At 40.7% G+C, this 14,774-nt stretch carries 9 protein-coding genes; 6 read left to right on the top strand and 3 right to left on the bottom strand.

What is annotated here, in order from left to right; genetic code table 11:
• Positions 1 to 156: 156 nt before the first annotated feature.
• Positions 157 to 2,109 carry a transglycosylase domain-containing protein gene (locus NWP25_RS10705; protein WP_280699363.1) on the bottom strand — a complete coding sequence of 651 codons (1,953 nt, stop codon included), beginning with the start codon at positions 2,107 to 2,109 and terminating at the stop codon, positions 157 to 159.
• A gap of 422 nt (positions 2,110 to 2,531) precedes the next feature.
• Here NWP25_RS10705 and folK point away from each other — a divergent pair, with 422 nt between their 5' ends.
• The gene (gene folK, locus NWP25_RS10700) at positions 2,532 to 3,068 is read left to right on the top strand and encodes a 2-amino-4-hydroxy-6-hydroxymethyldihydropteridine diphosphokinase (protein WP_280650435.1); all 537 of its coding nucleotides are present in this window, start codon (positions 2,532 to 2,534) and stop codon (positions 3,066 to 3,068) included.
• An 83-nt stretch (positions 3,069 to 3,151) separates the two neighbouring features.
• The gene (locus tag NWP25_RS10695) at positions 3,152 to 3,700 is read left to right on the top strand and encodes an NUDIX hydrolase (protein WP_280650444.1); all 549 of its coding nucleotides are present in this window, start codon (positions 3,152 to 3,154) and stop codon (positions 3,698 to 3,700) included.
• Between the two features lie 161 nt (positions 3,701 to 3,861).
• Here NWP25_RS10695 and NWP25_RS10690 read toward each other — a convergent pair whose 3' ends face one another.
• Together NWP25_RS10690 and NWP25_RS10685 are read right to left on the bottom strand one after the other, a co-directional pair.
• Complete coding sequence (locus NWP25_RS10690) at positions 3,862 to 4,515, bottom strand: HAD-IA family hydrolase (RefSeq protein WP_280699359.1); 654 nt, start codon at positions 4,513 to 4,515, stop codon at positions 3,862 to 3,864.
• A gap of 59 nt (positions 4,516 to 4,574) precedes the next feature.
• Positions 4,575 to 5,765 (bottom strand): NAD(P)/FAD-dependent oxidoreductase, encoded by a 1,191-nt coding sequence (locus tag NWP25_RS10685; protein ID WP_280699362.1) that lies wholly within the window; start codon positions 5,763 to 5,765, stop codon positions 4,575 to 4,577.
• Between the two features lie 361 nt (positions 5,766 to 6,126).
• Between NWP25_RS10685 and NWP25_RS10680 the strand changes: the two genes are divergently transcribed.
• The 4 genes from NWP25_RS10680 to NWP25_RS10665 all read left to right on the top strand — a co-directional run bounded on the left by NWP25_RS10680 (position 6,127) and on the right by NWP25_RS10665 (position 14,649).
• The gene (locus NWP25_RS10680) at positions 6,127 to 9,393 is read left to right on the top strand and encodes an ATP-binding protein (RefSeq protein ID WP_280699358.1); all 3,267 of its coding nucleotides are present in this window, start codon (positions 6,127 to 6,129) and stop codon (positions 9,391 to 9,393) included.
• Between the two features lie 121 nt (positions 9,394 to 9,514).
• Positions 9,515 to 10,519 carry a type II toxin-antitoxin system HicA family toxin gene (locus NWP25_RS10675; protein WP_280699357.1) on the top strand — a complete coding sequence of 335 codons (1,005 nt, stop codon included), beginning with the start codon at positions 9,515 to 9,517 and terminating at the stop codon, positions 10,517 to 10,519.
• Positions 10,512 to 13,454: a DUF1156 domain-containing protein gene (locus tag NWP25_RS10670; RefSeq protein ID WP_280699355.1), complete on the top strand. Its 2,943-nt coding sequence runs from the start codon at positions 10,512 to 10,514 to the stop codon at positions 13,452 to 13,454. The genes NWP25_RS10675 and NWP25_RS10670 overlap by 8 nt, the downstream gene beginning before the upstream one ends.
• Before the next feature lie 184 nt (positions 13,455 to 13,638).
• Entirely contained in the window at positions 13,639 to 14,649 is a 1,011-nt protein-coding gene (locus tag NWP25_RS10665) for a type II toxin-antitoxin system HicA family toxin (protein WP_280699353.1), read from the top strand.
• Positions 14,650 to 14,774: the final 125 nt, after the last annotated feature.

The raw sequence follows: 14,774 nt of genomic DNA, 5'->3' as shown, positions 1-14,774 counted from the left end.
TACCATTGATACACGTCAAAGGATGAGTAATAACTAAGTCCTTTTACAAAAAATCAAGTTGATTGCTGTCAAATAATTAGGGGTTAACCTTGGTTAACCCCTTTGTATATGCTCAAATACTTGAGATCAAAGATGGAAAAACTCACCTATAAATGGCTAGGGATGCTGTACTGATTTAGCTTTGATAGGTTTGGGTTTAATACTACCTAGGCGACCTTTTAGTTTAGGTTTGTCGGGGAATTTTTCTACGGGCATTCCCTCCACTGCTTTTGCCACAAATTGGTGCCAAGTGTAAGCAGCACTGCCACTACCGCCTGATGTGGGACGGTTGTTATCATTACCGAACCAAACACCTGTGACTAGTTGAGGAATGTAACCAATAAACCACAAATCCCGGGCTTCGTCAGAGGTTCCTGTTTTGCCTGCCACGGGTCTGTTCCTTAATTGGGCAGGTCCCCCAGTGCCGGCTTCCACAACGTTGCGGAGCATGGAGGTCATAATTGCGGCGGTGGTGGGGTCAAGAACTCGGTGGTGTTGGAAATTATTTGACCAAACTACTTCTCCTTGTCGGTTGAGGATACGGCGAATGCCATGGGCTTCTATGTACATTCCTTGGGTGGCAAAGCTGCCGTAAGCATTGGTTAATTCCAGCAGGTTTACTTCATGTGAACCCAGGGCTAAGGAGTAGGTGGGCTGGAGTTGTGATTTGATCCCCAAGTTGCGGGCAGTATTAATAATTGGCTCAAATCCCACATCCAGCAATACCTTTACTGCAATTACATTAACTGAACGGGTGAGGGCATCTTGTATGGTCATGGAACCACGAAAAGTTCTACCGTAATTTTTTGGTTCGTAGTCATCAACGACAAAAGGTGCATCCACATAGGTGTCGTAAGGACTTTTACCTGTAGCTATGGCTGCGGCATAGACAAATCCCTTAAATGTTGAGCCTGGCTGACGTTTTGCTTGGGTAACTCGATTAAACTGATTTTTACTAAAGTCTTTGCCTCCCACCATGGCCTGAATTTCACCATTGCGGGGGTCTATGGCTACTAAGGCTCCTTGGGTAAAGTTCTGCCAGCGACCTTGATTTTTTAGTGTTTTAGTAACTGCGGCTTCTGCGGCTTCTTGCCAAGTGGGATTCAGGGTGGTTTCCACTACTAGACCTCCGTGTTTCATTAGGTCAGGGGAAACATACTTGGGTAATTCTTGAAGGATGTAACTGGCAAAGTAAGGAAATTTTACTTCTAGGCGTTGGGGAAAATTACTATTCAGGTTGAGGGATTCTTGAGCAGATGCTTGTCTTTCCACTGCTGTAATTAATTTGTCTTTATACATGCGCTGCAACACCATATTTCGCCTTTGTATTGCAACTGTGGGATTTTGCACTGGGGAGTATAAACTGGGAGCCGGAGCTAATCCCGCAATCATTGCTGCTTCTGCTAGTGTGAGTTCATCTACGGTTTTACCGAAGTATACCCAGGCAGCATCTGCTACACCATAAGCTCCAGAGCCTAGATAAACCAAGTTGAGATAACGTTCCAGAATCTCGTTTTTGGTCAACTCTTGCTCCATTTTCTGAGCTAGACGGATTTCTTTGAGTTTGCGCCAGATTGTTTGCTCTGGTTTGAGGAACAGAATTCGGGCTAGCTGTTGGGTAATGGTGCTACCACCTTCTACTACAGTGTGCGATCGCAAATTATTCCAAGCTGCTCTGAGAATTCCTTGAACATCAACACCATGATGATTGGCAAATCTTCTATCTTCTGAGGCAATAAAGGCTTGTTTGAGTTCTTCAGGTATTTGTTCTATTCTCAGTGTTTTCCTGGTGGCTTCACCTTGTTGTTGTAATATGGTTCCATCAACGGCTTTGATGGTTAAGGTTTCCCCTCGGCTGGCTACTTGCAGTTGGGATTTATCTGGCAAAGTTTGATCTATTCTGCCGATAAAGTACTGTAAGCCAATGATTGTGCCACCTACAGTAATACCTATGCCCAAACTTGCCCAAAACCAGATGGTACGATAAAAAAGTCTATTGCGGTTTCCAAATACACTATGTATTCCAGAGGAGACACGGTTAATTTGACTCCATAACTGCCTTGATATCATAAATCTTGTGGGTGGTAAGCTCTGATTTTTAGCTGCTTCATCCTCGTAATGATTACCAGGGGTCAATGGCATTTCCTCCTTATCAAAGTTCATAAAATTGGTTGATTTTTGCTTGAACTAGGAGGTGAGCTTTCCCAGATTATGTCTCCTCTAGAAATACCTAAGACTTACCCAACATACAGCACTTTAGAAGTAAAAGAAGTACAACTTTCAAGATGATAAATCTTGTGGGGTAACCATCCTCCCTGGTGTTGTACATCTCACTTAGATGAAATTGGCTGCATAACATTCTTTGGGTTAGCGCACCATGGTTGTGTTAGTATATTAGCCTATAAATAATTAACTGAATTCAGTAATAGATAAGAATATTTTAGGGAAATTCGTTAATTTTTTGTAAGTATTAATACACCAGTTTTAGCTAATTGTTCAACCCAGCAAGTTCATTAAAGGTATCTAGTGAAGGTACTACAGATAAAGTTACTGCCATTGCCCTCGGTAGTAATCTTGGTGATTCTCATAACATTTTAGAAGCGGCTATTGAGAAGTTAGCCAAAACACCTGGAATTAAGCTACAAGCTAAATCCAGTTGGTATAAAACTAAAGCGGTAGGTCCACCCCAGCCAGATTATTTAAACGGTTGCGCCATATTACAAGTGCAAATGCCACCATATTTGCTATTGGAGACTTTATTGGCAACTGAAGAACAATTTGGGCGGGTACGTCAAGAGCGCTGGGGTGCGCGATCGCTTGATTTAGATTTGTTGTTGTACGAGGATTTAATCATGGATACGCCCCAACTCCAGATTCCCCATCCCCGAATGCGATGGCGGGCTTTTGTCTTAATACCCCTGGCAGAAATTGCCCCAGATTGGGTGGAACCAATTTCTCAGCGTAGAATTAGAGATTTAGTTAAAGAGGTGGACTGTTGTGATGTACATTTATTAAACGCCATTACTTAAATTTACTACCCATAAATATAAAAAATACTGTTTTTACTCAAGAACAGTGTTGTATGTATATGTACCCTGAAGAAAAGTTTACTATGCCATTAGGTAGAGAATTACCACAACTACTGAAACGATGCTTGTTTTACAAAGGTCGCAAGTTTGATTTTGAAGTCAATCGCCTGCGTTTACCTAACAAATCAGAAGGAGATTGGGAATGTATTCGTCATCCTGGTGGAGCTTTAGCCGTACCTGTCACCCCGGAGGGGAAACTTGTACTTGTGCGCCAGTATCGTTTTGCAACTCAAAGAAGGATATTAGAGTTTCCCGCCGGGACCTTGGAACAAAATGAAAATCCCTTGGAGACAATACAGCGGGAAATTGAGGAAGAAACCGGTTACACCAGCCAAAGGTGGGACACATTAGGGGAATTTTTCCTGGCTCCTGGCTATTCTGACGAAATTATTTATGCTTTTCTGGCGCGAGATTTGACAAAGCTGGACAACCCGCCAAAACAAGATGAAGATGAGGATATTGAAACTGTGTTAATGACTCCAGAGGAGTTGGAGAAAGCTATTCTCCAAGGGGACCCGGTGGATGCTAAATCAATTTCTAGTTTTATGCTGGCGCGTCGGTTTTTGCTATAGTTAGCACCTTTGTTTTTCTCCATCGATTGCTTTTAATAAGTTTTAAATGTGTGGAAAAACACACATTGGCATAAACCTCCTTGTCTTCCAAGTCTTACCCTCACCACAACGTAAAAAAACTTACCCTTGTGGGGTGGGGTGTAAGGAGTTGACGACATAGGTCAAGAAGTTTTTTCCCGATTAATCCAAATACCCCTTAGGCCAGCAGCTTTGGCTCCTTGATAGTCCTCTACAAGACTATCGCCAATGTGCCAAGCTGCTTCAGGGGGACAATTATGTTTTGCTAAAGCCATGGCAAAAATTTGGGGATCAGGTTTAGCTACATGGGCTTGGGTGGAAATGGTGACAGAGGAAAAATAACTGCTCAATTCTAAACTTTGCAACACTGAGAAAATACGGGAATCAAAATTGGACAATATCCCTAGTTCAATGTTCTGTTTTCGCCAATCTGTCAAACACGGCAATACATCAGGATAAACGAACCAAGGTTCCCCGGTACCAAAGTGAATATAGAGTTCACTAAAAAAACCAGGAAAATCAGCAAATTTTTCCAGAACACCAGCATTTGCAAAGGTATTTAAGACAATTTTCTGCCACCAATGAAACTCCTGTTGAGGAATATCTTGTAATTCCGCATTGGGAAATATTGGTGGTGGTGATGCTTTAAAGCTTTCCAGAAAGGTTTGGTTTAATATTTCTGGTGAAACTTCAACATCAAATTCCTTGGCTAGTTGACTGTAAACTTCGCCCACACTGCCTTTTACCCCAAAGAGTGTGCCCACAGCATCTAAAAGAATAACTTTCGGTGGTTCCATCAAACCTTGTATAATTATGAATGTGGGATGTGAGATTTTGGTGAATACACCAGATACTACTAAGAAAGTGTATCTATAATAGGACGAACTAGCCAATTAAAACCAACTTTGAGTTGATGGTGGAAAGTTGGCATGCGATAGAGATAAGCAAGACGACGGGCGACATATGCCAAAGAACCATCTAATTTGACACCTAAACCGGTGAGGGTGGCGTTGTCCTTGCCTAATGCCATCATTTCCCCTAGCTGTTGGTAACGAAAAGGCAGTAAAGGGCGATTAGTCAGAGAAGCCCAGATATTCCAGGCAGTATAATCGGCTTGTTGAAAAGCTACCTGGGCTGTGGCGGGGACTTGTTGACCTTCAGCATCATGACAGTCTGCTAAATCTCCCAAGGCAAAGATTTCTGAATGATCTAATACTTGTAAAGTAGGTGTGGTAGTTATCTGACCACGGTGATTTTGCTTTAAAGGTAGTGTTTTGACTACAGGTGCAACCCTTGTTCCCACAGTCCAAATTACTAAATCCACGGGAATTGTATCCACCTGACTTTTGTATTGTAGGGAGATGGTATCCTGACGGATGGATTCAACTTTGGTTTCTAAGTCCAGAAATACGCCTTTTGCTTCTAAAGCTTTCTTGGCAGCTGCGCAGTTAAATTCTGGGGAAGTGCGTAAAATTTCATCACCAATTTCAATCAGGCGTAAACGTCCTCTTTCTCCTAGTCTATCAGCCAACTTACAGGCTAATTCCACACCACTGTAACCACCACCAACAATGGCTACACGAATTTTTTCTGCATCGGACTCTTCTAAAACTCGCAGACGTTCTTCTAAACGATATGCATCGCTAATATTGCGGAATGGGTAAGCGTAAGATGTGGCACCTGGAACCATGTCTAGGGGTGTTTCTCCCCCCAAAGCCAACACTAATCGGTGGTAGGAGATTTCCAACCCATCTTGTAATTGTACCCGTTGTTGCTCTGTATTAATTCCTGAGACAACAGCTTGACAAAAACGCACTCCTGTGCTTTGTAGCAGTTCTGTAAAAGGTGGGGCAATTTCCCAGGTTTGTAGTTCACCGGTTAGTAATTCATAGAGCAAAGGAGCAAATATAAAGCGATCGCTTTGATCAACCAGGACAATTTCAGGTTTTTCGCCGTTTTCCCAAGGTAATTGGCTTAAGCGAAGGGCAGTGTAGAGACCACCAAAGCCTCCACCAAGGATACATATTCTAGTAGTTTGTTCAGTCATGGACTTTATGGGATCAATCCTAGCATGGCAACTAACTTCAGTGTAATGAATTTCTTTGCTTGTATTGGCATCAGCTAGGGAAAGTGAGGCCATGGCTGATGTTTTTGCTCAGACAATCTCGGTTATGTTATTTCGATTTGTGGTAGCCGTCATTGCAGTAGTGCTAGTATGTCAAACATAGTTTGTGTGTAGCTTTAACTTTATTACTTACGCACTCACAATTCTCTACAAGCTGTTTGAAGGGTATTGAATTTTTAATGAAAGTCCTGATTTTGAGATGATAAATCCGTCGAGCTAGTGGTTGAAGTTTCAGAAGAGTTAACTGTGTGAGTCAATAAGTATAAACTATCTCCTTAGTCCTATGCTTCCATCAGTATTCAAAACTTGCATTCCCAGGGAAGAAATCTTAGCAGGGGAACTTGCTCCCGAATTATTTGCTGCCAAATTGCGACTGGTGGTAGAGGGGAAAGCACCCCGTGTCTACCAAGACCCCCAAGAGTTTTTTGCCAATACTTTTGCTACTGAAGGTTTAAAAACTTTAATTTCTGAAGTGTTTGGGCGTTTAACGGGGGCTAGTGTTGGTTCTCCTATTATTCGCTTAGAAACAAGCTTTGGGGGTGGTAAAACCCACGATGAAATAGCTTTGTGGCACATTGCCAAAAATGGGCGGGATATTTCTGGATTAGACCGATTTGCTGATGTTAATTTAATTCCACACCGACCAATTCAAGCAACCGCCATAGCCTGTCAAGACCTTGACCCAGTAAACGGGGTTTATCATGAAGATACTGGGATTACCACCTATACCCTGTGGGGTGAAATTGCTTATCAAATTGGTGGTGTAGAAGGTTATAGTTTACTGAAAGGTTCCGATGAACAGCGAGTTAGTCCCGGAACAGTGGTTTTAGAAAAGATACTCCAAGGACAACCCACAGTGGTTATCCTAGACGAAATCGCCAGATATTTGCGAGCAGCCAAAGCCACCATAGTTGGTAACAGTGATTTAGCAGGACAAGTTGTGGCGTTTTTATTCTCCTTGATGGACTTAGCCGCAGCTTGTAATAACTTAGTGTTTGTCTATACCCTGGCTTCTTCTAGCGACAGTTTTGGGGAAGAAACCACGGAAATCCGGGAAGCAATTTCTGCCACTTCCCGTCAAGAACGCATCCTCAAACCTAGTACGGATATTGAAATTTATAATATTGTCAAACAACGAATATTCAGCAGTATTCAACCCGGTGCTGCTGCTAATGCAGCCAGGGAATATTTACAAAGTTATAAAGCTAGTCGCATTAACTTACCGGATGGTTGTAAAGATGCGCGTTACGCTGAGAGCATCGAACAGAGTTATCCTTTTCACCCAGAACTATTTAACTTACTAACTAAAAAAATCGCTTCCATTCCCAACTTCCAACGCACTAGAGGCGCATTGCGGTTATTTGCCAAACTCATAGGTTATCTTTGGCAAAGTTACAATAGCTCACCAGTCACCAGTCACCAGTTAACAAACTGGATACCTTTAATTCATCCCCACCACATTCCAGTGGGGATTGAGGAAGAAATTACCAGTGATTTAACTTCCCGGTTAGAACGTCCCTTGATGCGGATAACAATCCAGGCTGATATTTATAATCCCACCGGGAGGGAAGCCCACGCCCAGTTACAAGATGCAGAATGGTCAGCAGGGGGTAAACCTCCCTTTTCCACCTGGGTAGCCCGGACTATTTTTTTACATTCTATTAACCAAGGGACAGCATCTGGTATTCGTCGCGCTGAATTAAATTTATCTTTGTTGACACCGGGGTTAGAAATTGGATTTGTGGATACAGTCCTAGAAAGACTGAATAAAGTTGCTTGGTATTTGGACGACGACCCCATCACGACTTTGGCTCGCTTTAAAGAAGAACCATCAATTAATAAAATTATTGCCGAAGAAAAAGCCCAAGTGGGAATTGCTGAAGCCAAGGAAGATTTACAAAATCGCCGGGATACTATTTTTGCTAATAAATTCTTCAAGCTATTTTCCGCACCGCAATCACCCTGTGATGTAGATGATGTTTCAGATAGTATTGCTTTGTGTTTAATTGGCTTTAATGAAGCAACTATTTCTGCAACCACTGACGGAACACCTCCACTTGTGGAGAGAATTTTTAATGAAACCGGAGACTCGGGTAAATTTCGGATTTTTAGGAATCGCTTATTATTTTTAGTTGCTAATAAACAAGAATTACACCGAGCAATTGAGAATGCTAGGGAATTTCGCGCTATTCAAAATATTCTCAATTCTCCCAATCGCTTGCAAGATTTGTCAGAAAGTCAACAGAAACAACTAAAAGATAAAAAAAGTTTTTTGGATTTATGGGTAAGAGTGTCTTTAACTAATACCTATCGCCATTTATTTTACCCTGCTAATGACCCAGTGAAAGCTCCCAAGGGCTTGATGCACTATACATTGCCTTCACAAGATTCCAGCGATGTCAAGGGTAAAAATAATCAACAAGATGTAATTTTAAAAGCCCTGAAAGATTGTCAAAAGATACGTGCTGAAGAGTCACCACCCTATGCACCAGCTTACATTTTACAGAAGGTCTGGCCTTCTGGGTTAAGTTATTGGACAACTAAAGCCTTAAAAGAAGCCTTTGCTAAAGAACTAGGTTTAAATATACTCTTTGATGCTGAATTATCCAAATTGCGAGATACCATCCGCCGGGGGTTGGAAACTGGTGAATGGGATATGAAGATGGGGGAAAAAGTTTTCATTTACACCCAACAGTCAACGGTCAACAGTCAACTACCACCAATTGAGTTTAGTCATGGCCTAGAACTTTATCGCCGGGGAATTCTTCACATCCCGAAACCTCGGGAAATTGAACTCAATGCCCAGGTTATGTCTAGTAATGATAATGTAAAACCAGTGCGGGTGCGGTGGAAAGCTGCGGGGGCTTTGACAATTAAGCTTTATCAGGATGGGGATTTAGTTGAAAAGGAATTTCGCCCCAGTGATGAATATGAAATGGGAATTTCCCAAACCACAACTTTTAAAATTGTAGCGGACTACGGCAATGGGGAAATTGCGGAAAAAGCAACCCAAGCGAGTACTTTTAGTTACGGTACTGGTATACCTTCCACACCTAACGGTAAGGAAAAAACCGGAGAGTCCTGGAATAATTTATCTCTTCTGAAGGCTAAACCAGAAGAGTTTGAGTGGGAGGGAACACCTAATAGTGTATTTACTCAGTTGGGAGATTGTGTTAAAGATAATCAAATCCAGGGTATCAAGTCTCTAGAACTAGCTGTTACAAAGGTGATGGACTATCGCAAGTTGATGACGAGTTTAGCTCTGTTGGCCAAATTCCCCTTACAAATTGACCAGTTAGCCACCATTAGCCTGGGGGAACAGTTTATCAGGTTAGAGTATCAAGGACCAGTCAAAGGTTTTCAGAGTTTTCAGGGGATTATTAACAGCTTGCTAAATAACCAGGAGGTACAAGCTGATGTGTCCCTAAAGCTGATATTTGAATTTTCATCACCTGTACAACCAGATGGTACAGAAATCACTACTATTAAACAAGCATTGAATCGGAATCCAGTTGACAGGTTGAATTTGATGGTAAAAGTTGACTGTTGACGGTTGACTGTTGACGGTTGACTGTTGACGGTTGACGGTTGACGGTTGACTGTTGACTGTTGACGGTTGATGGGTGATGGGTGACGGGTGATTAATAAACTTTATATTATCGGGGTATCTTATGCTTACCATACCAGATTTTTCTTATTTTGCAGTACCGGGTTTTATTCCTAAAATGAGGGGTTATCCTAATCAGACTTCATCGCTGATTTTACATAATAAAGACAATGATCAATGGGATTCGGTATTAAGACAGGAAGATGCTGATTTAATAAATTGGCTACATAACAAAACTGGAAAATTACATAATATTTATTTCCCCTATGCTCCTAACAATAAGTTTTTAATTCTTAATAGTAAACATATTATGAATCTAGTTGAACCGGCAAAAAATAGAATACATAACTTTTTGGTACAATTAGGAGTTGAAGATGTTCAAGAATATATGAGAGATAGTAACGAATGGTTATCTATACTTTTTAGTCTTGGACCTCATCACTATAGAGGAGCAGAAATCGCAGCATCTTGTTTTGAAATCTCATGTGATCAATTCCCTATTATATTACTTTGGTCTAACTTAGATAGTAAGAATTTAATTAAGCTGATACCAAATTCATCTGATGAAAATATGACTGAATATGTTAAATATCTTTATTGGTCAATTATGATGGCTACTAAAGATATGTCTATGTATGGCAATATACCCATAAATAGATTTTTAGAAAAAATTCAAAGTGCACTAGATAAGTCGCACCACATAAAAGAATATTCGCAAAAAATTAGGTCGATAGAAAAATTCACAGCACCTAAAAGTATAGCGCGTATTTTAGAGGATATAGCGGATAAATATAAAGATGAATTTAATGATGCTATATTAAATTTTGAAGATGTTGTTACCAGTACCACCGATTCCAAATCAATTATTAGATTATCAGATGAATCAAAAAATGCAATTATAAGAGAAATGGAGAGTGTAGGATTTTACAAAGTTAGAGAAGGTGGCAATCATGAGGTTTGGCAACATTTGAAATTAAATAAACCTACCATAGTTCCTCGACATAGAAGCTTATCTAGTTTTGTAATTCGTAGTATTCAAAGAGATATTCAGTATGTGATAAGTGCTTAAAACCGTCACCCGTCAACCGTCAACCGTCAACAGTCAACAGTCAACCGTCAACAGTCAACCGTCAACCGTCAACCGTCAACCGTCAACCACCATGGAAAACCGCCCCTCCGTATTTATTGAAAAAATGATGCCTGTAGAAGTATTAAACGAGCAGGTAAACTTTGAACACGGGGGAAATCCATTTAAAGGATTACATCGCTGGTATTCTCGTAAGCCTTTGTCTTTTAGTCGCGCTAGTGTCTTGGCTTCTCTACTACCAGCAGATATCACCATGGATGAGTTTCAATATTTGCTGGGGTTAGTACCAGGGAAAGAGGTAAGGCTGTATAAAACCCTTCCTAATTCTGTGCAAATTCAGAAGGTGCATGATTATTGTGAGAAACTGTGGGGAACTCCCACACCAACGGTGTTAGATGCATTTGCTGGGGGTGGGAGTATCCCCTTTGAGGCGGTGAGGTATGGGTTAAATGTCCTGGCTTCTGATTTAAATCCTGTGGCGGTGGTGACCATGAAGGCGGCCATGGAATATCCCCTCAAGTTTGGGGCTGATTTACAGCATGATATTGATAAGTGGGTGAAGTGGGTGGGGGATGAAGCCGAGAAAAGATTGGCTGAGTTTTTTCCTTCTTTACCAGGGGAAAAGGTGCAGAATTATCTATGGGCCCATACGGTTGTTTGTCCAAGTTGTGAGTCTGTTGTTCCTTTAAGTCCTAATTGGTGGTTAAGTAAAACTAGCAATTATGCAGGTAAAGGACAAGCGAGAAAGGTTACAAGTGATTGGTATGCTGTAAAGCCAATTCCTAATCCTGAGGAGAAGCGGGTTGATTTTGAATTGGTTAAGGGCAAAAAGGGTAAGGGGAATACTATTGAAACTGATGATGGGGAATATGACCCTGACACTACAACTACCATTAGTAGGGGTGTGGGTAAATGCCCTAATTGTGGGAATGTGATTGAGGATGATGTTATTAAATCACAAGCTCAAGCAGGGATTTTAGACCATCAATTATATGGAGTTGCATATAAGGAAGGTAAAAGCAGTTTAGAATTTAGGGGTATTAGTGATTTAGATATTGAAGGAATTATTAAATCTGACAAATATTTAAAATACAATTTTGAAGAATTACAAAATATTTTACCTATAGTTGATGTACCTCATGGTCAAGAAACAGAAAGATTATTTCCTCTTGGAATTGATAATTGGTCAAAATTATTTAACCCCCGTCAACTTTTAACCCTGGTTACCTACGTTGAAATTATCAACGAAGCCAAAGCACTAATTCAAGGTGAGCATGAATGGGAGAAAGCACAAGCAATTTCAACTTATTTGGCTTTGGTGTTAGATAGATGCGTTGATGCTAATTGTAGGATGGTTATTTATAATGCTTCCAGAGCCTGTATTCAAAAGGGTTCTACACAACACGCGCTTAATTTGATGTGGAACTATCCTGAAGTAAATGGTGCTATTGAACTTTGGCAAGCTTGTCAAGAAGAAGCAGCAAGAGACTATAAAAACCTGTGTGCATTATTAGGAGCCAAAACCTCTTCAACAACCATCCCAGGATTGCAACAACAGGACTCTAAATTCATTCAAATCCACTCCGCCTCAGCGGATAACCTCACACATATCCCTGATAACTCAGTTGATGCAGTCATCACCGACCCCCCCTATTATGCCACAATTCAATACGCCGAACTATCGGACTTCTTCTATATCTGGCTAAAACGCACCCTGGGGGATATCTTCCCAGAACTATTTTACCTAGAACTTACAGACAAAGACCGGGAAGCCGTCGCCAACCCTTCCCGCTTCCGTAATATGGGGGTATCCCCGGAGGAACTAGCTAACCAAGACTATGAAGCAAAAATGGCCATGGCCTTTGGTGAATACCACCGGGTCCTGCGGGAACATGGGGTCATGACAGTACAATTTAACCACAAAGACTCTGGGGCGTGGGATGTCTTAGCTAAATCTCTCATTACTGCTGGGTTTGAAATTACTGCATCTTGGGCTGTGAGTACAGAAAACCCCCAAAACTTACACCAAGCCCAGAAAAATGCCGTATCTAGCACCGTGCTTTTAGTATGTCGCAAACGTGACCCCAAGGCGGAACAAGGTTGGTGGGATGATGTGCGGATGGATGTGCGAAATATTGTCTTTGAAACAGCACCGGAGTTAGAACAATGCTTAACAGCAGATTCTCGCACTGCTGCTGATAGGGTAGCAGACCCCCAGCGCCGGATTAAACCTCCGGGGATTAATTTGTGTTTGAGTGCTTTTGGTTGTGCTTTAAAGGTGTTTACCGGGTACAGTTCTATTTTAGATAGTGCGGGAAATGTGGTGGAACCTAAAGCAGCTTTTGAAGAAGTACGCCAAGCAGTGGTGGAATACCGATTGGAAAAGTTGTTAGCAGGTAAAGACTTGAATGGTATTGACCCTTTAACTCAATGGTACATTTTAGCTTGGGATACCTTTGAGGCCCGGGAGTTTCCCTTTGATGAAGCTAGACAACTGGCTTTAGCGGTGGGTGGGTTTGATGTTTCTGATTTGGTCAAACAACATAAGTTATTAGATTCTGGTAGTGGTTTCTGTAAATTACTCACCCCCCAACAACGGCTGAAAAAAGGGGCTTTTTCGGTAATTGATACGGAATTTTCCCCCAGGTATTTAGTGGATGGACTTCACGCCATGATTGCTTTGTACCAGGAGGAGGAAAATACAGAACCAGTGCGTAGGTTTATGAAAAATACTGGCTTAGTGAGTAATGATTTATTGATGCGGACCTTTGAGGTGGCGTTGAAAGTGATTCCCCACATTGGGGATGAAAGGAAACGCATCCCGGAGGAAAAAGCCTTGTTAGATTTGTGGTTAGCGATGGATGAGATTAAGGCTAAAGTTGCTTATGTGCAAACTGAGTTGACGGTTGACGGTTGACGGTTGACGGTTGACTGTTGACTGTTGACGGTTGACTGTTGACTGTTGACTGTTGACGGTTGACTGTTGACGGGTGACGGGTGATGGGTGATGGGTGATGGGTGATGGGTGACGGGTGACGGGTGACGGGTGATGGGTGATGGGTGATGGGTGATTAATAAACTTTATATTATCGGGGTATCTTATGCTTCCTATGCCAGATTTTTCTTATTTTTCAGTACCGGGTTTTATTCCTCAAATGAGGAGTTATCCTAATCAAACTTCATCACTGATTTTACATAATAAAGATAATGATCAATGGGATTCAGTATTAAGACAAAAAAATGCTGATTTAATGACTTGGCTACATAGAAGAACTGGAGTATTACATAATATTTATTTTCCCTATGCTCGTAATGATGACTTTGTACTTCGTAATAGCGAACATATTATGAATATAGTTGAACCGGCAAAGAATAGAATACATAACTTTCTGGTAGAATTAGGAGTTGAAGATGTTCAAGAATATATGAGCGATAGTAATGAATGGTTATTTTTTATCTTTAGTCTTGGATATCATCACTATAGAGCGGCAGAAATTGCAGCATCTTGTTTTCAAATCTCATCTGATCAATTCCCTATTATATTACTTTGGTCTAACTTAGATAGTAAGAATTTAATTAAGCTCATACCAAATTCATTTGATCAAAATATGACTGAATATGTTAAATCTCTTTATTGGTCAATTATTATGGCTACTGAAGGCCTGTCTAGGTATGGCAATATACCCATAAATAGATTCTTAGAAAAAATTCAAAGTAAATTAGATAAGTCACACCACATAAAACAATATTCGCAAAAAATTAGGTCGATGGAAATATTCACAGCACCTAAAAGTATAGCGCGTATTTTACAGGATATAGCGGATAAATATAAAGATGAATTTAATGATGCTATATTAAATTTTGAAGATGTTGTTACAAATACCACTGATGTCACATCAATTATTCAATTCTCACATGAATCAAAAAATGAAATTATAAGAGAAATGAGGAGTGTAGGATTTTACAAAGTTAGAGAAGGTGGTAATCATGAAGTTTGGCAACATATTAAATTAAATAAACCTACCATAGTTCCTCGACATAGAAGCTTATCTAGTTTTGTACTTCGTAGTATTCAAAAAGATATTCAGTATGTGATAAGCCAGAAATGTTGAATGTCGTTACAAAACTTTACATAGTTAGATATAGTAGTCCTATCAAAGGTGAAAATGTCAACATCTCATAATATCTTCCATCCAATGAACATAACTGATTTGTTGACACATACAAGCTTGAAGGT

The sequence above is a fragment of the Umezakia ovalisporum Ak1311 genome, from assembly GCF_029891685.1.
Taxonomy (GTDB): Bacteria; Cyanobacteriota; Cyanobacteriia; order Cyanobacteriales; family Nostocaceae; genus Umezakia; species Umezakia ovalisporum.
This window is presented reverse-complemented; position numbering and strand designations above follow the sequence as displayed.

What these genes read in the sequence shown, in the direction of transcription:
- NWP25_RS10705 (WP_280699363.1), bottom strand. Translation starts at nt 2,109, where the DNA reads ATGATATCAAGGCAGTTATGGAGTCAAATTAACCGTGTCTCCTCTGGA.
- NWP25_RS10695 (WP_280650444.1), top strand. Translation starts at nt 3,152, where the DNA reads ATGCCATTAGGTAGAGAATTACCACAACTACTGAAACGATGCTTGTTT.
- NWP25_RS10690 (WP_280699359.1), bottom strand. Translation starts at nt 4,515, where the DNA reads ATGGAACCACCGAAAGTTATTCTTTTAGATGCTGTGGGCACACTCTTT.
- NWP25_RS10685 (WP_280699362.1), bottom strand. Translation starts at nt 5,765, where the DNA reads ATGACTGAACAAACTACTAGAATATGTATCCTTGGTGGAGGCTTTGGT.
- NWP25_RS10680 (WP_280699358.1), top strand. Translation starts at nt 6,127, where the DNA reads ATGCTTCCATCAGTATTCAAAACTTGCATTCCCAGGGAAGAAATCTTA.
- NWP25_RS10675 (WP_280699357.1), top strand. Translation starts at nt 9,515, where the DNA reads ATGCTTACCATACCAGATTTTTCTTATTTTGCAGTACCGGGTTTTATT.
- NWP25_RS10665 (WP_280699353.1), top strand. Translation starts at nt 13,639, where the DNA reads ATGCTTCCTATGCCAGATTTTTCTTATTTTTCAGTACCGGGTTTTATT.